Genomic DNA, 21,208 nt, shown 5'->3' with positions numbered 1-21,208 from the left:
GAGACAAGAACATGGCATTGGTTGAAGTCAAGGTTCCCGATATCGGGGATGTCAAGGACGTGGCCGTCATCGAGCTGCTGGTCAAGGTGGGCGACACCGTCAAGGTCGAGCAGAGCCTGGTCACCGTCGAGAGCGACAAGGCCTCGATGGAGATCCCCAGCTCCACGGCCGGCGTGGTCAAGGAGATCAAGGTCCAGATCGGCGACACGGTCAACGAAGGCAGCCTGCTGGTGACGCTGGAGTCCGAGGGCGCCGCGGCGCCCGCGTCGGCTCCCGCCGTCGCGCCGGTCGCTGCTCCGGTGGCCGCACCGGCCCCGGTGGCGGCCGCTCCGGCCGGGCCCGCCGGCCTGATCGAGGTGCTCGTGCCCGACATCGGCGATTTCGACGAGGTCGCGGTGATCGAGCTGCTGGTCAAGCCGGGCGATACCGTCAAGCTGGAGCAGAGCCTGATCACCGTCGAGAGCGACAAGGCCTCGATGGAGATCCCGTCCTCGCATGCCGGCGTGGTCAAGGAGCTCAAGGTCAAGCTGGGCGACAAGGTGGCCAAGGGCTCGGTGCTGGCCGTGGTCGAGGCGGTCGGCGCGGCTGCGCCGGCACCGGCCGCGCCTGCCATGTCGGCTGCGCCTGCCGCTACCGCGAGCGCACCGGCCCCCGAGCGTCACGTGCCCACCGCCGCGTTGCCTCCGCACGAGCCCAGCGCGCCCCAGGGCAAGCTGCCCCACGCGTCGCCCAGCATCCGCAAGCTGGCACGCGAGCTGGGCGTGCCGCTGGACGAGGTCAAGGGTTCCGGCGCCAAGGGCCGCATCACCGAGGCCGATGTGCAGGGCTTCGTCAAGGCCGTGATGGCTGGCACCGCGCAGACCGCCGCGCAGAAGGCTGCCGCACCGGCCGGCGCCGCCGCTGGCGGCGCCTTCCCCGGACTGCTGCCCTGGCCCAAGGTGGACTACGAGAAGTTCGGCCCCGTCGAGCGCAAGGAGCTGTCGCGCATCAAGAAGATCTCGGGGGCCAATCTGCATCGCAACTGGGTCACGATCCCGCATGTGACGAACCACGACGATGCGGACATCACCGAGCTGGAAGCCTTCCGCGTCGCGACCAACAAGGAGAACGAGAAGTCGGGCATCAAGGTCACGATGCTGGCCTTCATGATCAAGGCCGCGGTCGCCGCGCTGAAGAAGTTCCCCGAGTTCAACAGCTCGCTGGACGTCGACGGCACCCTGGTGCTGAAGAACTACTTCCACATCGGCTTCGCGGCCGACACGCCCAACGGCCTCGTGGTGCCGGTGATCAAGGATGCCGACAAGAAGGGCATCTTCCAGATCAGCCAGGAAATGGGCGAGCTGGCCAAGAAGGCCCGCGACGGCAAGCTGGGGCCCGCCGACATGAGCGGCGGCTGCTTCTCGATCTCGTCGCTGGGCGGCATCGGCGGCAAATACTTCACCCCCATCATCAATGCGCCCGAGGTCGCCATCATGGGCGTCTGCAAGAGCAGCATCGAGCCGGTGTGGGACGGCAAGGCCTTCCAGCCGCGTCTGATCCTGCCGCTGTCGCTGAGCTGGGATCACCGCGTCATCGACGGCGCCGCCGCGGCCCGCTTCAACGTCTACTTCGCATCGCTGCTGGCGGACTTCCGCCGGATTGCCCTTTGACCACCCCCGAGGCGCCGTGCGCCTCCCCCTCAAGGGGGCGCGCCCGTCGGCCCGGCAAAGCCGGATCCGCGGGCGCCGCTTGGTAAAAACCTCGTAGGGGCGGGCCGCTGGCCTGTTCGACGAACGGAGAAATGACTATGGCATTGGTTGAAGTGAAGGTCCCGGACATCGGCGACTTCAAGGACGTGGCGGTGATCGAGCTGCTGGTCAAGGCCGGCGACCAGATCAAGGTCGAGCAGAGCCTGATCACGGTCGAGAGCGACAAGGCCTCGATGGAGATTCCCTCGACGCACGCCGGCGTGGTCAAGGAAGTGAAGCTCAAGATCGGCGACGTGGTGAACCAGGGCAGCCTGGTGCTGCTGCTGGAGGCGGACGGCGCGCAAGCGCCGGCACCGACGTTGGCGGCGGCGGCAACTGCCGCCACCGCTGCGCCCGCGGTCGCACCGACGGCCGCCAGCTTCGCCGCAACATTTGAAGGGAAGGCCGATGCCGAATACGACGTGGTGGTGCTGGGCGGTGGCCCCGGTGGCTATTCGGCCGCCTTCCGCGCCGCCGATCTGGGGCTGAAGGTGGCCCTGGTCGAGCGTTACACGACCCTGGGCGGTGTCTGCCTGAACGTGGGCTGCATCCCCTCCAAGGCCCTGCTGCACGTGGCGGCGGTGATGGACGAAGTCAAGCATTTCGCCGATCTGGGCGTCGAATTCGGCGCGCCCAAGATCGAGCTGCCCAAGCTGCTCAAGCACAAGCAGAAGGTCATCGGCAAGCTGACCGGCGGCCTGGCGATGATGGCCAAGATGCGCAAGGTCACGGTCGTGCGCGGCTATGGTTCGCTGCTCGACGCCAACCATCTGAGCGTCGAAGAGACGAGCGGCGAGGGCCAGGAAAAGACCGGCAAGACCCAGACGCTGAAGTTCAAGAAGATCATCCTGGCCGCGGGTTCGCAGGCGGTGCGCCTGCCCTTCATGCCCAATGATCCGCGCGTGATCGACTCGACCGGCGCGCTGGAGCTGAACATGGCACCGAAGCGCATGCTGATCGTCGGCGGCGGCATCATCGGCCTGGAGATGGGCACGGTCTACTCCACGCTGGGCGCACGCCTGGACGTGGTGGAAATGCTGCCGACCCTGATGACCGGCGCCGACCGTGACCTGGTCAAGGTCTGGCAGAAGATGAACGCGCCGCGCTTCGACCACATCATGCTCAACACCAAGACGGTGGCCGCGCGAGCGACACAAGAGGGCATCGAGGTCACGTTCGAAGGCGAGGGCGCGCCCAAGGAGCCCCAGGTCTACGACCTGGTGCTGCAGGCGGTGGGCCGCTCGCCGAACGGCAAGAAGATCGGTGCCGACAAGGCCGGCGTGATCGTCAGCGAGCGCGGCTTCGTGCCGGTGGATGTGCAGATGCGCACCAATGTGCCGAATGTGTTCGCGATCGGCGACCTGGTGGGCCAGCCGATGCTGGCGCACAAGGCGGTGCACGAGGGCCATGTGGCGGCCGAGGTCATCGCCGGCGAGCTGCTGGGCGACGAGAAACTGGCCAAGGCCCGCTTCGATGCCCGCGTGATCCCGAGCGTGGCCTACACCGATCCCGAGATCGCCTGGGTCGGCATCACCGAGGACGAGGCCAAGGCGCGCGGCATCAAGGTGAAGAAGGGCCTGCTGCCCTGGAGCGCCTCCGGCCGCGCCATCGCCAACGGCCGCGACGAGGGCTTCACCAAGCTGCTGTTCGACGAGGAGACGCACCGCATCATCGGCGGCGGCATCGTCGGCACCCATGCCGGCGACATGATCGGCGAGATCGCGCTGGCCATCGAGATGGGCGCGGACGCGGTGGACATCGGCAAGACCATCCACCCGCATCCCACGCTGGGCGAGAGCATCGGCCTGGCCGCCGAGGTGGCGCATGGCAGTTGCACCGACGTGCCGCCGGCCAGGCGCTGAGCCGGTATCGCGCGTCAATCATGGGAAGGGCCTGCGGGCCCTTCTCTTTTGGCGGGATGCGCTCCTCAGCCGCCCGGCAGGCGGCCGCAGTCGGCCGTGCCCTGGCGATCGACCTGCAGCCGGAACCTGCTGCCGACCGCGATCCGCCGCCACTGCGGCAGCGGCAGCTCGCAGGTCCAGGCCTGGCCGTCGACGGCCCTCAGCTGCAGCGCGTAATGCTCATGCCGTTTGCCGGCCCGCTCGGCACCCAGGGTTTGGCCAGGCTGGGGCTCCAGCGTCACCTCGGGCCAATAGGGAGGGGTCGGGTCTTGCCCCGCGGCGCGCGCGCTGCGGCGGCCGCGCCATTGCGGCAGCTGGAAACGGCAATGCTCGGCCAGGCCGCGCCGCCCCTCGGGGTCCTGCAGCAGGCGGCGGCTGACATCGCGGGCCCCGGCCGGCAGCTCCTCGCACCAGCCGGAGGCGCTTTCCAGCAACAGGCGCTCGATCTCCACGTCGCGCTGCCAGGTCTTGGCCACGATCTCGACGCTGACTCCGCGCGGACCGAACAGCCGCCAGCCGACCGGCAGCAGCATCAGCGCCAGCAGGCAGGCGGCCGCCAGCAGCCTGCGGTGTGGCGGCGAGACGGGGCGGCGGCGGCTCATCGCCACATTGTCTCCGCCGCCGCGCGCACCCCTTGGGAGATACTGTGTCGACGGCCTGCCGGCCTTGTCCACCGTGAATGTTTGTAGACCGGGTCGTGCCGGGATGCCGAACCCGCCACCGATGTGATGACCATGCAAATGCTCGACGCCGAAGCCACCGCCGCGGCCCTGCCCTGGGATGCACTGCTGGACGAGATCGCGGCCGTCTGCCGCGAGCACCGCAGCGGCGGCATTCAATGCCCGCCGCGCATGGCGCTGCCGCTGGCCCAGGACGGCAGCCTGCTGCTGATGCCGGCGCTGAGCGCCAGCATCAGCATCACCAAGCTGGTGACGGTGCACCCGCACAACGCGGCCCAGGGCCTGCCGACGATTGCCGGCGAGGTGGTCGTGCTGGACAGCCGCAGCGGGCAGCGCCTGGCCCTGCTGGACGGCCCCACGGTCACGGCCCGCCGCACCGCCGCGGTCAGCCTGCTGGCGCTGCGCCACCTGGCGCGCCGCGTACCGCGCGAGGTGCTGATCGTCGGCGGCGGCGTGCAGGCCCAGGCCCATGCCGAGGGGCTGCGCGCGCTGTATCCCGAGGCGCGCATCGGCGTGCAGGGGCATCGGAGCGTGCCCGCTTTCGTGCCCGCGATGGGGCTGGAGGCCGTGCCTTCTGCGGCGCAGACGGCCCGCGACTGGGACCTGATCGTCTGCGCCACCACCAGCCGCGTGCCGGTGCTGCGGCCCGGCGTGGGGGAGGGGGCGCTGGTGATCGGCGTCGGCGCCTTCCGCCACGACATGGTGGAGCTGCCGCCCGAGCTGCTGCGCGCGGCCCAGGTCTTCGTCGACGATCCACCGGGCGCCCAGGTCGAGGCCGGCGACCTGCTGGCGGCCGGCCTGTTCGAGCCGCTGCCCGCGCTGGAGGATCTGGTGCTGGGGCAGCGGCCGGTCGACGATGCGCGCACGCGGGTGTTCAAGAGCGTGGGCTGCGCGCGCTGGGACCTGGCCGCCGCGCGCGTGGCCGTGCGGCGGACCTGACGGCGCCGGCCCGACATGCGGCTCGATGCCATCGCCTGGGCCTATCCGGCACTGGAGGCGCTGCATGTGGTGGGCATCGCGCTGCTGTTCGGCGCCCTGCTGGTGTTCGAACTGCGCGTCTGGGGCCTGGGCGCCGCGCTGGATCTGCGCGCGCTAGCGCGCCTGACCCTGCCCCTGGCCCTGATCGGTTTCGCGCTGTGCGTGGTCACCGGCCTGTCGATGTTTGCCGGCCAAGCCGAGGAACTGCTGGCCAACCGGGCCTTTCGCCTGAAGCTGCTGCTGATCGCGCTGGCCGGCGTCAATGCGGCCTGGCTGCATGCGCGCGGCGGGCTGGCGCGCGTTGGCCGGCTGACCCGGCTGCAATGCCTGCTGTCCTTGGGGTTTTGGTCTGCTGTCATCATCTGCGGTCGCTGGATCGCCTATGTCTGACGAACACCCCCTACCGGCTTCGCCGGCCCCTCAAGGGGGCACGCCCGCAGGCCCGGCGGAGCCGGATCCTCGGGCGTCGCTCGGCTTGATCTGCTTTCGGCGCTGCGAGTGTCACGCTACAGGATGGAGGACTGAAATGAGTGCTGTCATGGACCGACGTCTTTTCCTGCTGGCCGCAGCCGCGCTGCCGCTGGCGGCGCATGCCCACCATGGATGGAGCAGCTTTGATCAGCAGCGCCCGCTGTGGCTGGAGGGCAAGGCCACCAAGGTCTGGTGGCGCAACCCCCATGTCGAGCTGGATCTGCAACTGCCCGACAGGCCCGCGCTGCCGGCCGATCTGAAGCAGCGCAAGCTGCCCGCGCAGAGCGCCGGCGTCGACGGCGCCGCGCTGCTGGCCAGGGCCGAGCTGCCGCGCCGCGCCGACAAGCTCTGGCGCATCGAGCTTGCGCCGCTGACCCGCATGCAGGCCTGGAGCGTGGCCGAGATCAGGCCCGGCGACACGCTGGGCGTGCTGGGCTTCGGCTTCGAGGGTGAGAAGGGCGACGCGCTGCTGCGCGCCGAGTACCTGTTCGTCGGTGACAAAGCCTACGGCTTGCGTTCGAGCCCGGCCTGACTCCCCAGCTCTCAATGCCGCATCGCGGCACCCGCAGCGCAAAAGACAGCTCTAACCGAGCGGCGCCCGAGGATCCGGCTTCGCCGGGCCTGCGGGTGCGCCCCCTTGAGGGGGCCGGCGAAGCCGGTAGGGGGTGGGCCTTTCAGGCTTCGTCCAGCACCGCCCGCAGCTGCTCGTCCCAGACCTCGAGTTCGTCCGCCTCGATCTGCAGCCAGTCCAGCGCCGCGGCGCGGTTGGCAGCCCAGTCGATGTCCTCGGGCAGCACCTCGTGGCGGCGCATCAGGTGCTCGGCCACCAGGCCGGCCGCCACCAGGGTATGCACCTCGGGTTCGATGCCGGCGTCGCCCAGCGAGGCGAAGTCGTGGTGCAACCGGATCGCGCTCATCAGCTCCGGCGCCATGTTCCAGGCGCGGATCAGCAGGGCGCCGACCACCGCGTGGTCGGTGCGGTGATTGGCGTTCTCGGTGGCGATGTAGGGCCGGTCGATGCGTGCCGCGGCCTCCACCATCGTGGAGCCATAGCCGCGCACGCTCTGCAGCAGCACCGGCATGCCGACATGGCAGAACAGGCCGTAGGTATGCGCCAGGTCGGGGGAGAGTCCGGGCAGCTGGCGCGCGATGAAGCTCATCGCCAGCGCACGCTTGGTCGAGCGCTCCCAGAAGCGCAGCAGCTGCGGGCTGTTGACGGGGATGGCGTGGCGCAGCAGGAAGCCGGCCATCACCGCGGCGGTCGCCTTCAGCCCGATGCGGTTCAGCGCCTGGCCCACGGTGATGCAGGGCAGGCCCTGCGGGTCCTTGTAGACCGGGCTGTTGGCGGTGCGCAGCAGGGTGGCGGACATGGCCACATCGCTGGCGGCGATGCGTGCCACCTCGTTGAGGTCGGGCTCGGCGTGGGCCATCGCGGCCTGCAGCCGCACCAGCAGTTCGGGGCAGGGCGGGATCTGGATCTGGCGCAGCGGACCATGCCTGCGCGCGCCGTCCAGCTCTTGGCGGATCGCTTGTTGGGACTTCATAGATAAGGGTGGCGCGGCAGGACCCGCCGTCCCGAGAAAAGTTGCCGCCGATCGCCGCGGCCGGCGCCGCGAGCGGCCCGATCCCGCGGGTGGTGCAGGGTACAGTGCGGCACAGTATGGCCCAGGCCAAGCCCTCGTCCCTCCACCGCCGGCGACGTCCCATGCAGGAATACCGCTTGGCGGCACTTGCAGGCCTGCTGCTGTCCGCGCTGCTCGCCATCGGTGCGCTGTTCGCCCCGGTGGCGCTGGCCTGGGACAGCGGCCGGGTGCTGGAGGCTGCCGGCCGTTATGGCTCGCGCACCCTGGCCGCGGCGCGTCAGCTGCAGCAGCTGGTGGATCGTCTGGCCGCGCAGGACGACGCCCAGCGCCTCAAGGCCGTCAACGACTTCTTCAACCAGCGCATCGCCTTTCGCGACGACCAGGCGGTCTGGGGTCAGGTCGATTACTGGGCCAGTCCGCTCGAGACCCTGGACCGCGGCCAGGGCGACTGCGAGGACTACGCGATCGCCAAGTACTTCAGCCTGCTGGCCAGCGGCGTGCCGCAGACGCGGCTGCGCCTGGTGTATGTGCGGGCCATGCTGGACGGCCGGCCGCAGGCCCACATGGTCTTGGCCTACTATGCGCAGCCCGAGGCGGAGCCGGTGATTCTGGACAATCTGCAGCCCGAGGTGAAGCCCGCCTCGGCGCGCGCCGACCTGGCGCCGGTGTTCAGCTTCAATGCCGAGGGGCTGTGGCAGGGCGTCGGCGCCACCAGCGCCGGCAACCCGGTGGCGCGGCTGTCGATCTGGAGGGATGCCTTGGCGAAGATCAGGGCGGAGGGGTTCTAATCATGAGCAAGAACGGAATAAGTCCATGTCGCTGATACGTCAAGTCTGGTTCCTGCTGTTGGCCGTGGTGCTGGCCGCCCTGGTGGGCAGCGCGGCGGTGTCGACGCTGGGCATGCGTCAGCTGATGCAGACCCAGCTGCAGCTGAAGAACAGCGACAACGCCACGGCCCTGGCGCTGGCCATGTCGCAGCAGGGCGGCGATGCGCAGCTGATGGCGCTGCTGGTGTCGGCCCAGTTCGACACCGGCTACTACCAGCGCCTGGTATGGCGCCGCGCCGACGGCACGATGGCCTTCGAGCGGGTGTCGCAGGCGCGCATGGGATCGGCGCCGGCCTGGTTCAGGGCGCTGCTGCCGATCGAGGTGGCGCCCGGCGTGGCCAAGGTGTCGAGCGGCTGGAGCGCGGCCGGTTCGGTGGAGGTGATGAGTCATTCCTCCTATGTCCACGACGAGCTGTGGAATGCGGTGCTGCGCATGGCGGGCCTGCTGGTCGTGGTCGGCCTGGCGGCCGGGGCGCTGGCCTACTGGGTGCTGGGCCATATCCGCCGGCCCCTGGACGCGGCGGTGGCCCAGGCCCAGGCGCTGGTGCAGGGCCAGTACACCCTGGTGGACGAGCCGAAGGCGCCGGAGCTGGCGCGCCTGGCCCAGGCGATGAACAGCATGGTGGCGCGGGTGCGCCAGATGTTCGAGGCCCAGGCCGAGCAGCTGGAGGTGCTGCGCCGCCGGGCCCATTGCGACGAGCTCACCGGCATGAGCCACCGCAAGCATTTCCTGGCCGAGCTGGAATCGGCCCTGACGCGCGACGAGGGCCCGGAGCGCGGCGGCCTGGTGCTGCTGCGCCTGCGCGACCTGGCCGGGCTGAACCAGCGCCTGGGCCATGCCGCGGTGGATCAGGCCCTGGTGGCGCTGAGCCATGCGATCAAGCTCTATCCGGAACGGGTCAAGGGCTGCCTGGCGGGACGCCTGAACGGCGCCGATTTTGCGCTCTGGCTGCCGGCCCCGGATGTGGCGCCGGACACCGCCAACGCGCTGGCCGAGGCCCTGCGCGCGAGCCTGACCGGACTGGACGCCGGCATCCAGGTGTCGCTGGGCGCGGTGGAGCTGGAGCGCGAGCGCCCGCTGAGCGACTGGTTCGGGGCCGCCGATGCCGCGCTGGCGCGCGCCGAGGCGCGCAGCGGCTTTGCGGTGGAGGCGCTGACGCCACCGGTCGGTGCGCCCCTGCAGGGCGAGCGCGCCTGGCGTGGCCAGATCGCCGCGGCGCTGGCGGCGCGGCGCAGCCGCCTGGTCGAATTCCCGCTGCTGGATCGTCAGGGCCAGGTCTTGCATCTGGAATGTCCGCTGCAGCTGCAGCTGAACCCCGAGAGCGGGCGCTTCGAGCCGGCGGCGCGCTGGCTGCCGCTGGCCCAGCGTGCGCGCCTGACCGCCGAACTGGACGTGCATGTCACCGCGCTGGCCCTGGAGGCGATCGTGCTGGACGGCCGGCCGCGCTGCGTCAACGTGGCACCGGCCTCGCTGCTGGACGGCGGCTTCGTCGCGCGCCTGCGCGAGCTGGTGTTCCAGTCGCCCCAGGCCGCGCGCAAGCTGGGCCTGGAACTGGACGAGAGCGCGGCGATCCAGCATTTCGAGCTGCTGCAGGAGATGGGTAGGCAGCTGCGCCCGCTGGGCGTCAAGCTGGGCCTGGAGCATGCCGGCTCGGGACTGTCGCAGGTGGACCGGCTCTACCAGGCCGGGCTGGACTATGTGAAGCTGGATACCGCCGTGGTGGTGGGCGTGTCGGGCGACGCGGCGCGCGCCGCCTTCGTGCGCGGCATGGTCATCATGCTGCGCAGCCTGGCGCTGAAGGTCTATGCCGAGGGCGTGGTCGACGGCATGGATGTGCAGGCGCTGTGGGACTGCGAACTCGACGGCGTCACCGGCCCCTGGGCCACGGCGCAGCGCGGCGCCGGCGTGTAGGAAGAGACCGAAGCGCGGGCGCGGCGCCGTCCGGCAGCCGCGGCGGCCAGGCTGCGGATACTGGCTTCTCCAGCCGTTGAAGGAGAGCCGCCGTGAGCAGCAAGATCCGCGAGGGCCAGGCGCCGCCGACCCTGAGTCGCGACGAGTTTCACCGCCGTTTCGGGGCACGTTTCGTCGATCCCGCCTTCGACGGCGAGCGCGGTGCGATCGAGCGGCTGGAGCGGATCGCCTGGACCGCGATGCGGGAAGGGCGCAAGGCGCCGCTGACGCAGCGCGCCGGCCCCGGGTTCGCCGATCCCGACTACGAGCTGGCGCTGCCCTGGGTCGAGACCCGCGAGCGCCTGCAGGCGGCGCTGCGGCGCTGGCGCGATCCGGCCACGCCGACCCGCCTGCTGCTGATCTGCGGCAGCGCCCGCAACGACGGCAGCTGCCCCGGCGAGATGTCCAAGACCTGGCGCCTGACCGAGCTGGCGCGCCTGGCGCTGCAGGACGAGCGGGAGCTGGAGGTCGACATGCTCGACCTGAGCCTGCTGAGCTCGGAGTACGGCCGCATCATCCATCCCTGCAAGGGCTGCGTGTCCACCGCCATGCCGCTGTGCCACTGGCCCTGCAGCTGCTACCCCAACCCCGCGCTGGGGCAGGTGCCGGACTGGATGAACGAGATCTACGAGCGCTGGAGCGCCGCGCATGGGGTGATGGTGTTCGCGCCGACCTACTGGTACCAGTCGCCCAGCCCGCTGAAGCTGATGATGGACCGCCTGGTCTGCGCCGACGGCGGCAACCCCGATCCGACCAGCACCCAGGGCAAGAACGTCGCGCTGGCCAAGGCGCTGGAACGCCGCGGCTGGCCCTATCCCAAGCATCTGGCCGGCCGGGTCTACGGCGTGGTGGTGCATGGCGACGTGGCCGGCGTCGAGTCGCAGCGCCGCAATCTGTGCGACTGGCTGGACTGGATGGGCCTGATCGACGCCGGCATGCCGGCGCGGCTGGACCGCTACCTGGGCTATTACGAGCCCTACTGCGACAGCCACGCGGCGCTGGATGCCGACCGGGCGCTGCAGGACGAGGTGCGCCAGGCGACCCGGGTGCTGCTGGTCGCGACGCGGGCGCAGCGCGCCGGCAGGTTCGAGCGCCCGGGCCATGATGCGCGGCCGGTGCGGCCCAAGTGAGGGCCGGCGCCGTTCAGACGATGTCGGCGACGTGCAGGTCGTGGGGGCGTTGCAGGCGGCGGTCGTCGAAAAAGCGCCGCAGGGTCTCGCGCACGGTGCGGAAGGCCAGTTCGTCCCACGGAATCTCGTGCTCGTGGAACAGGCGCGCCTCCAGCGTTTCCGGGCCGGGAGCGAACTCGGGCGAGAGCAGCCGGGCGCGGTAGTAGATATGGATCTGGCCCACCTGGACCACGTTCAGCAGGCAGTACAGATTGAGCAGTTCGATCTGCGCGCCGGCCTCCTCGTCGGTCTCGCGCCGCGCGCCCTCGGCGGCCGTCTCGCCCAGCTCCAGAAAGCCGGCGGGCAGGGTCCACAGGCCGTAGCGCGGCTCGATCGCGCGCTTGCACAGCAGCACCGACGCGTCCGGCCCCTCGCCCCAGACGGGCAGGGTGCCGACCACATTGATCGGGTTCTCGTAATGGATGCTGCTGCAGGCCGTGCAGGTGGCGCGCTCGCGGTTGTCGTCGGCGGGCATGCGGTATTCGACGGCGGCGCCGCAGCTGGGGCAATGTTTGAAGCGACGCGTGAGCCACATGCGCTTCAGTGTAGCGGCTCGCCGGTGGCATGATCCCGGGCATTGCAAACCCACGCCCCCTGCGTTCGCTGCCCCCGAGCGGCGCCATGCTCGGGGCGGTTCGGCTATCGACATGGAACTGTTCAACTATTTCCGCTCCTCGGCCTCCTGGCGCGTGCGCATCGCGCTGGCACTGAAGGGGCTCGACTACGACTACCGGCCGGTGCACCTGGTCAGGAACGAGCAGCTGGCCGAGCCCTACGCCAGCAGCTCGGTGTCCAGGCTGGTGCCGCTGCTGAAGGATGGCGACGCGCTGCTGGGCCAGTCGCTGGCCATCATCGAATACCTGGACGAGACCCACCCCGAGCCGCCGCTGCTGCCGGCCGATGCGCTGGGCCGCGCCCGGGTGCGCGCGCTGGCGCAGGACATGGCCTGCGAGATCCACCCGCTGAACAATCTGCGCGTGCTGCGCTATCTGGTGCGCGAGATGGGGGTGGGGGACGAGGCGAAAAACCGCTGGTACCGCCATTGGGTGGAAGAGGGGCTGGCGGTGGTGGAACAGCGCCTGAAGCAGGGTGCCGGGCGCTTCTGCCACGGCGACACACCGGGGCTGGCCGACTGCGTGCTGGTGCCGCAGGTCTTCAATGCCCAGCGCTTCAACTGCCGGCTGGACCATCTGCCCGAGGTGCTGCGCGTGCATGCGAACTGCATGGCGCATGAGGCCTTCGCCAAGACCCAGCCCTCGGCCTGCCCGGACGCCGAGTGATGGCGGCGCCCCACGGCGATTGGCTGCGGCCGGACTGGGACGCGCCCCGCGCCCATGCCTTCATGACCACGCGCGCCGGCGGCGTCAGCCGGGGCCCCTATGCCAGCATGAACGTGGGTCGCGCGGTGGGCGACGATGCGACCGCGGTGGCCGAGAACCGCGCGCGCGTCGAGGCCGCGCTGGGCGTGCCGGCGGTGTTCCTGCGCCAGGTTCATGGTAACGAGGTGTTGCGACTGCGGCCCGAGTTGCGGCGCGACGATGCGCCGGCGGCCGATGCCGCGATCAGCACCGATCCGGCCCTGGGCGTGGCGATCCAGGTGGCCGACTGCCTGCCGGTGCTGTTCGCCGCGCCGGGCGCGGTGGGCGGCGCCCATGCCGGCTGGCGCGGGCTGGCGGGCGGCGTGCTGGAGAACACCGTGGCGGCGCTGCGCGCGGCCACCGGCTGCCGCGCCGACGAGATCCAGGCCTGGCTGGGCGCCTGCATCGGCCCCGCGGCCTTCGAGGTGGGCGAGGACGTGCTGCAGGCCTGCGGCGGCGATCCGGCCTGCTATGTCTATCGGCCCAATGCGCGGGGCGAGCCGCGCTGGCGCGCCGATCTGCCGGCACTGGCGCGCTCGCGCCTGGCGGCCGTCGGCCTCGGCCGCATCAGCGGCGGCCAGTGGTGCACCTTCGGCGAACCCTCACGGTTCTTTTCGTTCCGGCGCGAGCCCCTCGACGGGCATGCCAGCGGCCGCATGGTCGCCGCCATCCGCCTGCTCTGAGGCTTGCGCTGCCGCGGCGCGCCTGCGTGCCGCGCGCCGCGACGGCGTGCCCAGCAGGTACATCAGGATGCTGACCGGCAGCGCGCCATAGAGCGCGAAGGTGAAGACGGCGCCGAGGATCGAGCCCTGGCTGCTGAGGGCCTCGGCCAGGGCCATCATCAGCGCCACATACAGCCAGGCGATTGCAACCAGGTACATGGGTTGTCATCAGAAGATTGTTTGACAAGGGTACAACATGGAGGGCCCGGCTGTGGCAAGCTTCTTGCCTGTGCTGAGATGATGATGACGAGCCGTTCGGACCGCGGGTCCAGGGCGGTCCTGCCCCTGAGGAGACACATGAAGCGCAAGCCCCAAGCGGATGCGGCGTTCGCCGTTCCGGAGACGCCGCAGGCCGCGGCCGAGATGCTGATGAAGAATCTGTCGGGCCTGCAAGTGCCCGTGAGTGCCTGGAGCCATCTGCAGGCCGACTATCTGAAACAGGCCACCGAGCTGTGGAACCAGGCGCTGCAGGGCAGCACCTCGGCGCCCAGCGACCGCCGTTTCGCCGGCCAGGGCTGGCAATCCAATCCCGCCAGTGCCTTCATGGCCCAGCTCTACCTGCTCAACGCTAAGACCCTGCAGCAGATGGCCGAGGGGGTGGAGGGCGAGGAGAAGACCAAGGCGCGCATCCGTTTCGCCGTCCAGCAATTCGTCGATGCGGCCGCGCCCAGCAACTACCTGGCCCTGAACCCCGAAGCCCAGCGCCTGGCGCTGGACAGCCAGGGCGAGAGCATTGCCAAGGGCCTGCAGCTGCTGTGGGCCGACATGCAGCGCGGCCATCTGTCGCAGACCGACGAGAGCGCCTTCGAGGTGGGCCGCAACGTGGCCACCAGCGAGGGCAGCGTGGTGTTCGAGAACGAGCTGTTCCAGCTGATCGAGTACAAGCCGCTGACGGCCCAGGTGCACGAGCGGCCGCTGGTGCTGATACCGCCCTGCATCAACAAGTACTACATCCTCGATCTGCAGCCCGAGAACTCGCTGATCCGCTACGCCGTGGAGCAGGGCCATCGCACCTTCGTGGTCAGCTGGCGCAACCCGGACGAGAGCTGCAAGAGCTGGACCTGGGACGACTACATCGAGCAGGCCGCGATCAAGGCGATCGAGGTGGTGCGCGAGATCGGCGGCACGAAGACCATCAACACGCTGGGCTTCTGCGTCGGCGGCACGATACTCGCCACCGCGCTGGCCGTGCTGGCGGCGCGCGGCGAACATCCGGCCGAGAGCGTCACCCTGCTGACCACGCTGATCGACTTCAGCAGCAACGGCGTGCTGGACCTGTTCGTCGACGAGGCCTCGGTGCAGCTGCGCGAGATGTCCATCGGCGCCCAGAGTCCCAAGGGTCCGGGCCTGCTGCATGGCCAGGAGCTGGCCACCACCTTCAGCTTCCTGAGGCCCAACGACCTGGTGTGGAACTATGTGGTCGGCAACTACCTCAAGGGCGAGGCGCCGCCGGCCTTCGACCTGCTGTACTGGAACGGCGATTCGACCAATCTGCCAGGCCCGATGTATTGCTGGTACCTGCGCCACACCTATCTGCAGAACGAGCTGAAGGTCCCGGGCCGGCTGACGGTCTGCGGCGAGGCCGTGGATCTGGCGAAGATCAAGGCGCCGGTCTATATCTACGGCTCGCGCGAGGACCATATCGTGCCCTGGGACAGCGCCTACCGCTCGACCCAGGTGTTCACGGGCAAGAAGCGCTTCGTGCTGGGCGCCTCGGGCCATATCGCCGGCGTGATCAACCCGCCGGCCAAGAAGAAGCGCAGCCACTGGATCGGCAAGGGCACGGCGCTGCCGGCCGATGCGCAGCAGTGGCTGTCCGACGCGACCGAGCATGCCGGCAGCTGGTGGTCCGACTGGGCCGCCTGGCTGGGCGCGCATGCCGGCGCCAGGAAGACCGCACCGAAGGCGGCGGGCAACCGGACGTACAAGGCCATCGAGCCGGCGCCGGGCCGCTATGTGAAAGCCAAGGCCTGAGAGCCGACAAACCCCACCACCGGAGAAGACAATGACTACCGACATCGTGATCGTTGCGGCGGCCCGCACCGCCATTGGCAAGTTCGGCGGCGCGCTCGCCAAGACCCCCGCCAGCGAGCTGGGCGCCGCGGTCGTGCAGGATCTGCTGCGCCGTGCCAATCTGGAAGGCGGCCAGGTGGGCGAGCTGATCCTGGGCCAGGTGCTGCAGGCCGGCACCGGCCAGAATCCGGCGCGCCAGACCGTCATCAAGTCCGGCCTGCCCAACACCATCCCGGCGATGACCATCAACAAGGTCTGCGGCTCGGGCCTGAAGGCGGTGATGCTGGCCGCGCAGGCGATCCGCGACGGCGATTCGGAGATCATCATCGCCGGCGGCCAGGAAAGCATGAGCATGGCGCCGCATGTGCTGCCGGGCTCGCGCGACGGTCAGCGCATGGGCGACTGGAAGCTGGTGGACACGATGATCGTGGACGGCCTGTGGGACGTCTACAACCAGTACCACATGGGCATCACGGCCGAGAACGTGGCCAAGAAGCATGGCATCAGCCGCGAGGCGCAGGACGCGCTGGCGCTGGCCTCGCAGCAGAAGGCCGCCGCGGCGCAGGACGCCGGTCGCTTCGGCGACGAGATCGTGCCCTTCAGCATCGCGCAGAAGAAGGGCGACCCCATCGTCTTCGACAAGGACGAGTTCATCAACCGCAAGACCAATGCGGAGGCGCTCTCTAGCCTCAGGCCCGCCTTCGACAAGGCCGGCAGCGTCACCGCCGGCAATGCTTCGGGCCTGAACGACGGCGCCGCCGGCCTGGTCGTGATGAGCGCGAAGAAGGCCGCCGCGCTGGGCCTGACGCCGCTGGCGCGCATCGCCTCCTATGCCAGCGCGGGCCTGGATCCGGCCATCATGGGCATGGGCCCGGTGCCGGCCGCCCGCAAGGCGCTGGAACGCGCCGGCTGGAAGCCGCAGGACCTCGACCTGCTGGAGATCAACGAGGCCTTCGCGGCCCAGGCCTGCGCGGTGCACCAGGAGATGGGCTGGGACCTGAGCAAGGTCAATGTCAACGGTGGCGCGATCGCGCTGGGCCACCCGATCGGCGCCTCCGGCGCGCGCATCCTGGTGACCCTGCTGCACGAGATGCAAAAGCGCGATGCGAAGAAGGGCATCGCCTCGCTGTGCATCGGCGGCGGCATGGGCGTCGCGCTGACCGTCGAGCGCTGACCCTCGGACGATAAGCCGGCAGCGCCTCGCTGCCCTCGGGGGCAAACCCGCTTGACCGTCCGCCGGGCTTGCGGGAGCCTGAAGCGGGGCCCTAGCGGCGGGCCCCATAAAAGCCATGGAGGCAAAGGAGATTCAGATGAGCGACAAAAAGGTAGCCTATGTGACCGGCGGCATGGGCGGCATCGGCACCGCGATGTGCCAGCGTCTGCACAAGGAAGGCTTCAAGGTGATCGCCGGCTGCGGCCCGAGCCGCGACTACGACAAATGGCTCGGCGAGCAGGCCGCGCTGGGCTATACCTTCTACGCCTCGGTCGGCAATGTGGCCGATTGGGAATCGACGGTGGCGGCCTTCGACAAGGTGAAGGCCGAACATGGCACGATCAGCGTGCTGGTCAACAACGCCGGCATCACGCGCGACGGCCAGTTCCGCAAGATGAGCCTGGCCGATTGGCAGGCCGTGATGTCCACCAACCTCGACAGCATGTTCAACGTCACCAAGCAGGTGATCGACGGCATGCTCGACCAGGGCTGGGGCCGCATCATCAACATCTCATCGGTGAACGGCGAGAAGGGGCAGTTCGGCCAGACCAACTATTCGGCGGCCAAGGCCGGCATGCATGGCTTCACGATGGCGCTGGCGCAGGAAGTGGCGGCCAAGGGCGTGACGGTCAACACCGTGAGCCCCGGCTATATCGCCACCGACATGGTCAAGGCGGTGCGCCAGGACGTGCTGGACAAGATCATCGCCACCATCCCGGTCAAGCGCCTGGGCCAGCCCGAGGAGATCGCGGCCATCGTCGCCTGGCTGGCCGGCGGGGACTCCGGCTTCACCACGGGCGCCGACTTCTCCTGCAACGGCGGGCTGCACATGGGATAGGAACGGATCACCCCCTACGCGCTTCGCGCGCCCCCTCAAGGGGGCGAGCCCGTAGGACCGGCCAAGCCGGATCCTCGGGCTCCGTGGGGTGACTTCCGTGAGTGCTACCCGGCTTGGCCGGGTGGCACTTGGTGGGGGCTGACCTCAGGCCGCCCTGATCTGCAGCAGCCGCGAGATGCTCTGCGCCGCCTCCAGCAGTCGCGGCAGATGGTTGGCCAGCAGGCTTTCGGGCGGGTTGCGGTTGACCTGGGTGCTGAGATTCAGCGCCGCGATCGTGCGGCCGTTGCGATCGACGATGGGGGCCGCCAGCGAGACCAGGCCTTCCTCCAGCTCCTGGTTCACCAGGCACCAGCCCTGCTCGCGCGCCGCGGCGATGCGCTGTCGCAACTCGGGCAGGCTGCGCACCGTGCGACTGGTGAGCGGCTGCAGCTGCAGCTGCGCCAGATAGGCGTCCAGCTCGTGCGGCGGCAGGCCGGCCAGCAGCACCCGGCCCATCGAGGTGCACCAGGCCGGCAGGCGGCTGCCCAGGCCCAGATTGATGCTCATGATCTTGCGCGCCGGCACGCGCAGCACGTAGACGATGTCCGTGCCCTCCAGCACCGCGGCCGAGCAGCTTTCCTTCAGCTCGGCCACCAGGGCCTGCATCACCGGCTCGGCAAACTGCCACAGCGGCTGCGAGGACAGATAGGCGAAGCCCAGGTCGAGGATCTTCGGCGTCAGGTAGAACAGCCGGCCGTCGCTCTTCACATAGCCCAGGGTCTCGAGGGTCAGCAGGATGCGGCGCGCGCCGGCGCGCGTCAGGCCGCAGCGCCTGGCCACTTCGGTGAGCGTCTGGCGCGGCGCCTCGGCGCTGAAGGCCCGGATCACCGCCAGGCCGCGCGCGAACGACTGCACATAGCTGTCGCCGGGCTTGAGGTCCGGAACGGCGTTGACGGGAGAGGCTTCGTTCATGGGCGTCCAGTATAGGCAGGGCCCCGGCGCGGTTCCGGATTGGTTACCATCGCGGCCGTTTCGGTTTTGCTTGGCACAGGAGTGAACGATGGCAATGGATGTGGTGGACTACGAGATCAAGGGCAGCGAGATGCAGTTCGTCGAGGTCGAGCTCGACCCCGGCGAGGCTGCGATCGGCGAGGCGGGCAGCATGATGTTCATGGATGCGGGCATCGCGATGGACACGGTGTTCGGCGACGGCGCGCAGCAGCAGGGCGGCTTCTTCGGCAAGCTGCTGGGCGCGGGCAAGCGCCTGATCACCGGTGAGTCGCTGTTCACGACGGTCTATACCAACCAGGGCTCGGGCAAACAGCGCGTCGCCTTCGCCGCGCCCTATCCCGGCAAGATCCTGCCGATGGATCTGAGCAAGCTGGGCGGCACCCTGATCTGCCAGAAGGATGCCTTCCTGTGCGCGGCGCGCGGCGTCTCGCTGGGCATCGCGATCCAGCAGAAGCTCGGCACCGGCTTCTTCGGCGGCGAGGGCTTCATCATGCAGAAGCTCGACGGCGACGGTCTGGCCTTCGTGCATGCCGGCGGCACCGTGCTGCGCCGCACCCTGCAGCCGGGTCAGACCCTGCTGGTGGACACCGGCTGCGTCGTGGCCTACACGCCCAGCGTCGACTTCGAGATCCAGTATGTCGGCAAGATCAAGACCGCGCTGTTCGGCGGCGAGGGCCTGTTCCTGGCCAAGCTGACCGGCCCCGGCGAGGTCTGGCTGCAGAGCCTGCCGTTCTCGCGCCTGGCCTCGCGCATCTTCGCGGCCGCGCCGCAGAACGGCGGCCGCCGCGAGGAGGGCTCGGTGCTGGGCGGCTTTGCGGGCGGCGGCCTGCTGGGCTCGGTGCTGGGCGGCGACGACGAGTGAAGGCTGGGCCGCCTTGACGCGGCTTAAGGCGCCGGCGAGCCGCCGGCGCCTACACTTGAGGGCAGTGCTTGCGCTGCCCTTTGCTCTTTTTGGGGCGCCGGCTGCTTGAATCCGAGGAAAGCCTGATGTTCTTGAAATCCCGGTCGCTGGTCGCGGCCCTGTTGTCCTGCTGCATGCTGGGCCTGGCCCAGGCCAGCAGCCCCATCTTCGTGCTGAATTCGCTGGATGCGGACATCAGCGTGATCGATCCGGTGAGCTTCGAGTCGCTCAAGCGCATCCCGACCGGCAAGGAGCCGCACCACCTCTATCTGACGCCGGACGACAAGTCCATGGTGGTGGCCAATGCCCTGGGCGACTCGCTGACCTTCATCGACCCGCGCACGGCCGAGGTGCAGCGCGTGCTGCGCGGCATCTCCGATCCCTACCATCTGCGCTTCTCGCCGGACATGAAGTGGTTCGTCACCGCCGGCAACCGGCTCGACCATGTGGCCCTGTACCGCTGGCAGCCGCAGAACGCGGAGCAGCCGCTGCAGCTGGTCAAGCGCATCCCGGCGCCCAAGACGCCCAGCCACCTGAGCATCGACAGCAGGAGCAGCGTGGTCTACGCCAGCCTGCAGGACAGCGACGAGTTGCTGGCCATCGACCTGAACACCCAGGCGCCGCGCTGGAAGATCAGCGTCGGCAAGATGCCGGCCGACCTGTTCCTGACGGCCGACGACAAGCATCTGCTGCTGGCCCTGACCGGCGAGCGCCATGTCGAGGTCTACGACGTCTCGGGCGCGCAGCCGCGCCTGGTCAAGCGCGTGGAGACCGGCAACGGCGCCCATTCCTTCCGCTCGATGGGCGACAAGCGCCATGTGCTGGTCAGCAACCGCGCGGCCAACACCATCAGCAAGATCGATCTGCAGGGCTTCAGCGTCGTGGACGAGTTCAAGGCCCCGGGCGGCCCCGACGACATGGAACTGCTGGCCGACGGCCGCACCCTGCTGTTCACCTCGCGCTGGGCACGCAAGCTCTCGGTGCTGGACCTGCCGACCAAGAAGCTGCTGCGCCAGGTCAAGGTCGGCAAATCGCCGCACGGCGTCTGGACCCTGAATCACGTCACGCGCCAGTGATGCGCCGTTCCTTCCTGCTGCTGCTCTGCGCGGCACTCGGGAGCGCGCCGGGCGCCCGCGCCCAGACCGCCTGCGACAAGCCGGTCTACCTGACCTTCGACACCGGCCATATGGGCGTGGCGCCGCTGGTGGCCGAGGTGCTGAAGCGCCATGCCGTGCGCGCCACCTTCTTCCTGGCCGAGGAGCCGACGCTCGGCGGCGGCACGACATTGGACGAGCGCTGGGCGCCCTGGTGGCGCGAACGCGCCGCCGAAGGCCACGACTTCGGCTCCCACACCTGGGAGCATGACATCTGGATCGCCGACCTGCCGAGCGTCGACGGCGAGCCGCGCTTTCGCTTCCGCACCGTGGCCGGCATGCAGCAGCCGCGCATCCGCGAGCTGACGGCCCGGCAGTACTGCGAGGAGCTGAGGAAGCCGGCGCAGCGCTTCCAGCAGATGACCGGCCGCGAGATGGCGCCGCTCTTCCGCGCGCCCGGCGGCCGCGCCTCGCCGGCCCTGCTGGCGGCCGCCCAGGCCTGCGGCTTCCATCATGTGGGCTGGAGCCGCGCGGGCTTCCTGGGCGACGAACTGCCCAGCGAGCGCTACTCGAACGCCCAGCTGTTGGAGAAGGCGCTGCGCGAGGTCAAGCCCGGCGACATCCTGCTGGCCCATCTGGGCATCTGGTCGCGCCAGGACCCCTGGGCGCCGGCGGTGCTGGAGCCCCTGGTCGCGGGGCTGAAGGAGCGCGGCCTGTGCTTCGCACCGCTGCGCGAACATCCGCGCTACGGCCCGCTGCTGCGCGGCGCTGCCACCAAGCCGTGATGAAATA

General features: G+C 69.7%; 21 protein-coding genes. 16 read left to right on the top strand and 5 right to left on the bottom strand.

Going from position 1 to position 21,208, the window contains the following annotated elements; all coding sequences use genetic code 11:
* Positions 1-11 precede the first annotated feature (11 nt).
* Together aceF and lpdA are read left to right on the top strand one after the other, a co-directional pair.
* Entirely contained in the window at positions 12-1,649 is a 1,638-nt protein-coding gene (gene aceF / locus AC07OQ_RS06810; protein ID WP_495052342.1) for a dihydrolipoyllysine-residue acetyltransferase, read from the top strand.
* A 137-nt stretch (positions 1,650-1,786) separates the two neighbouring features.
* Positions 1,787-3,589: a dihydrolipoyl dehydrogenase gene (gene lpdA / locus AC07OQ_RS06805; RefSeq protein ID WP_495052341.1), complete on the top strand. Its 1,803-nt coding sequence runs from the start codon at positions 1,787-1,789 to the stop codon at positions 3,587-3,589.
* A gap of 65 nt (positions 3,590-3,654) precedes the next feature.
* Here lpdA and AC07OQ_RS06800 read toward each other — a convergent pair whose 3' ends face one another.
* On the bottom strand, positions 3,655-4,230 hold the full coding sequence (locus AC07OQ_RS06800; protein ID WP_495052340.1) for a hypothetical protein: 576 nt from the start codon (positions 4,228-4,230) through the stop codon (positions 3,655-3,657).
* 132 nt (positions 4,231-4,362) lie between these two features.
* Here AC07OQ_RS06800 and AC07OQ_RS06795 point away from each other — a divergent pair, with 132 nt between their 5' ends.
* From AC07OQ_RS06795 to AC07OQ_RS06785, 3 genes are all read left to right on the top strand, one after another.
* Positions 4,363-5,247, top strand: coding sequence for a delta(1)-pyrroline-2-carboxylate reductase family protein (locus AC07OQ_RS06795; protein ID WP_495052339.1), 885 nt, complete (start codon positions 4,363-4,365; stop codon positions 5,245-5,247).
* Positions 5,248-5,262: 15 nt separating this feature from the next.
* A complete protein-coding gene (locus AC07OQ_RS06790) occupies positions 5,263-5,676 on the top strand; it encodes a hypothetical protein (RefSeq protein ID WP_495052338.1) in 414 nt (137 codons plus the stop codon).
* Between the two features lie 148 nt (positions 5,677-5,824).
* Positions 5,825-6,289, top strand: a complete 465-nt coding sequence (locus AC07OQ_RS06785; protein ID WP_495052337.1) for a DUF6152 family protein — start codon at positions 5,825-5,827, stop codon at positions 6,287-6,289.
* A gap of 142 nt (positions 6,290-6,431) precedes the next feature.
* On the opposite strand, the gene AC07OQ_RS06780 is transcribed toward AC07OQ_RS06785, so the two are convergent.
* Complete coding sequence (locus AC07OQ_RS06780) at positions 6,432-7,301, bottom strand: HDOD domain-containing protein (protein WP_495052336.1); 870 nt, start codon at positions 7,299-7,301, stop codon at positions 6,432-6,434.
* A gap of 176 nt (positions 7,302-7,477) precedes the next feature.
* On the opposite strand from AC07OQ_RS06780, the gene AC07OQ_RS06775 reads away from it, so the two are divergent.
* From AC07OQ_RS06775 to AC07OQ_RS06765, 3 genes are all read left to right on the top strand, one after another.
* Positions 7,478-8,128 carry a transglutaminase-like cysteine peptidase gene (locus AC07OQ_RS06775; RefSeq protein ID WP_495052335.1) on the top strand — a complete coding sequence of 217 codons (651 nt, stop codon included), beginning with the start codon at positions 7,478-7,480 and terminating at the stop codon, positions 8,126-8,128.
* A gap of 25 nt (positions 8,129-8,153) precedes the next feature.
* On the top strand, positions 8,154-10,079 hold the full coding sequence (locus tag AC07OQ_RS06770; RefSeq protein WP_495052334.1) for an EAL domain-containing protein: 1,926 nt from the start codon (positions 8,154-8,156) through the stop codon (positions 10,077-10,079).
* Positions 10,080-10,171: 92 nt separating this feature from the next.
* Positions 10,172-11,248, top strand: coding sequence for a flavodoxin family protein (locus AC07OQ_RS06765; RefSeq protein ID WP_495052333.1), 1,077 nt, complete (start codon positions 10,172-10,174; stop codon positions 11,246-11,248).
* A gap of 13 nt (positions 11,249-11,261) precedes the next feature.
* Here AC07OQ_RS06765 and AC07OQ_RS06760 read toward each other — a convergent pair whose 3' ends face one another.
* Complete coding sequence (locus AC07OQ_RS06760; protein WP_495052332.1) at positions 11,262-11,822, bottom strand: NUDIX hydrolase; 561 nt, start codon at positions 11,820-11,822, stop codon at positions 11,262-11,264.
* 112 nt (positions 11,823-11,934) lie between these two features.
* Here AC07OQ_RS06760 and maiA point away from each other — a divergent pair, with 112 nt between their 5' ends.
* Both maiA and pgeF read left to right on the top strand, forming a co-directional pair.
* Complete coding sequence (maiA, locus tag AC07OQ_RS06755) at positions 11,935-12,567, top strand: maleylacetoacetate isomerase (protein WP_495052331.1); 633 nt, start codon at positions 11,935-11,937, stop codon at positions 12,565-12,567.
* Positions 12,567-13,328, top strand: coding sequence for a peptidoglycan editing factor PgeF (gene pgeF, locus AC07OQ_RS06750; protein WP_495052330.1), 762 nt, complete (start codon positions 12,567-12,569; stop codon positions 13,326-13,328). The genes maiA and pgeF overlap by 1 nt, the downstream gene beginning before the upstream one ends.
* On the opposite strand, the gene AC07OQ_RS06745 is transcribed toward pgeF, so the two are convergent.
* Positions 13,248-13,526 carry a hypothetical protein gene (locus AC07OQ_RS06745; RefSeq protein ID WP_495052329.1) on the bottom strand — a complete coding sequence of 93 codons (279 nt, stop codon included), beginning with the start codon at positions 13,524-13,526 and terminating at the stop codon, positions 13,248-13,250. The two genes, pgeF and AC07OQ_RS06745, sit on opposite strands and share 81 nt — an antisense overlap.
* A 138-nt stretch (positions 13,527-13,664) precedes the next feature.
* Here AC07OQ_RS06745 and phaC point away from each other — a divergent pair, with 138 nt between their 5' ends.
* The 3 genes from phaC to phbB all read left to right on the top strand — a co-directional run bounded on the left by phaC (position 13,665) and on the right by phbB (position 17,431).
* Positions 13,665-15,341, top strand: coding sequence for a class I poly(R)-hydroxyalkanoic acid synthase (phaC, locus tag AC07OQ_RS06740; RefSeq protein ID WP_495052328.1), 1,677 nt, complete (start codon positions 13,665-13,667; stop codon positions 15,339-15,341).
* 31 nt (positions 15,342-15,372) lie between these two features.
* A complete protein-coding gene (locus tag AC07OQ_RS06735; RefSeq protein WP_495052327.1) occupies positions 15,373-16,554 on the top strand; it encodes an acetyl-CoA C-acetyltransferase in 1,182 nt (393 codons plus the stop codon).
* Between the two features lie 136 nt (positions 16,555-16,690).
* Entirely contained in the window at positions 16,691-17,431 is a 741-nt protein-coding gene (phbB, locus tag AC07OQ_RS06730; protein WP_495052326.1) for an acetoacetyl-CoA reductase, read from the top strand.
* A 144-nt stretch (positions 17,432-17,575) separates the two neighbouring features.
* On the opposite strand, the gene AC07OQ_RS06725 is transcribed toward phbB, so the two are convergent.
* Positions 17,576-18,382: an IclR family transcriptional regulator gene (locus tag AC07OQ_RS06725; protein WP_495052325.1), complete on the bottom strand. Its 807-nt coding sequence runs from the start codon at positions 18,380-18,382 to the stop codon at positions 17,576-17,578.
* Between the two features lie 88 nt (positions 18,383-18,470).
* On the opposite strand from AC07OQ_RS06725, the gene AC07OQ_RS06720 reads away from it, so the two are divergent.
* The 3 genes from AC07OQ_RS06720 (at position 18,471) to AC07OQ_RS06710 (ending at position 21,201) form a co-directional block, all read left to right on the top strand.
* Positions 18,471-19,283 carry a TIGR00266 family protein gene (locus tag AC07OQ_RS06720; RefSeq protein WP_495052324.1) on the top strand — a complete coding sequence of 271 codons (813 nt, stop codon included), beginning with the start codon at positions 18,471-18,473 and terminating at the stop codon, positions 19,281-19,283.
* Between the two features lie 125 nt (positions 19,284-19,408).
* Positions 19,409-20,398, top strand: a complete 990-nt coding sequence (locus AC07OQ_RS06715) for a YncE family protein (protein WP_495052323.1) — start codon at positions 19,409-19,411, stop codon at positions 20,396-20,398.
* Entirely contained in the window at positions 20,398-21,201 is an 804-nt protein-coding gene (locus AC07OQ_RS06710) for a polysaccharide deacetylase family protein (protein WP_495052322.1), read from the top strand. Before AC07OQ_RS06715 ends, AC07OQ_RS06710 begins: the two co-directional genes overlap by 1 nt.
* Positions 21,202-21,208: the final 7 nt, after the last annotated feature.

Source organism: Roseateles sp. GW821-FHT09B06 (genome assembly GCF_059418245.1).
The sequence above is the reverse complement of the archived record's forward strand: the minus strand, read 5'-3'. Positions and strand labels throughout refer to the sequence as shown.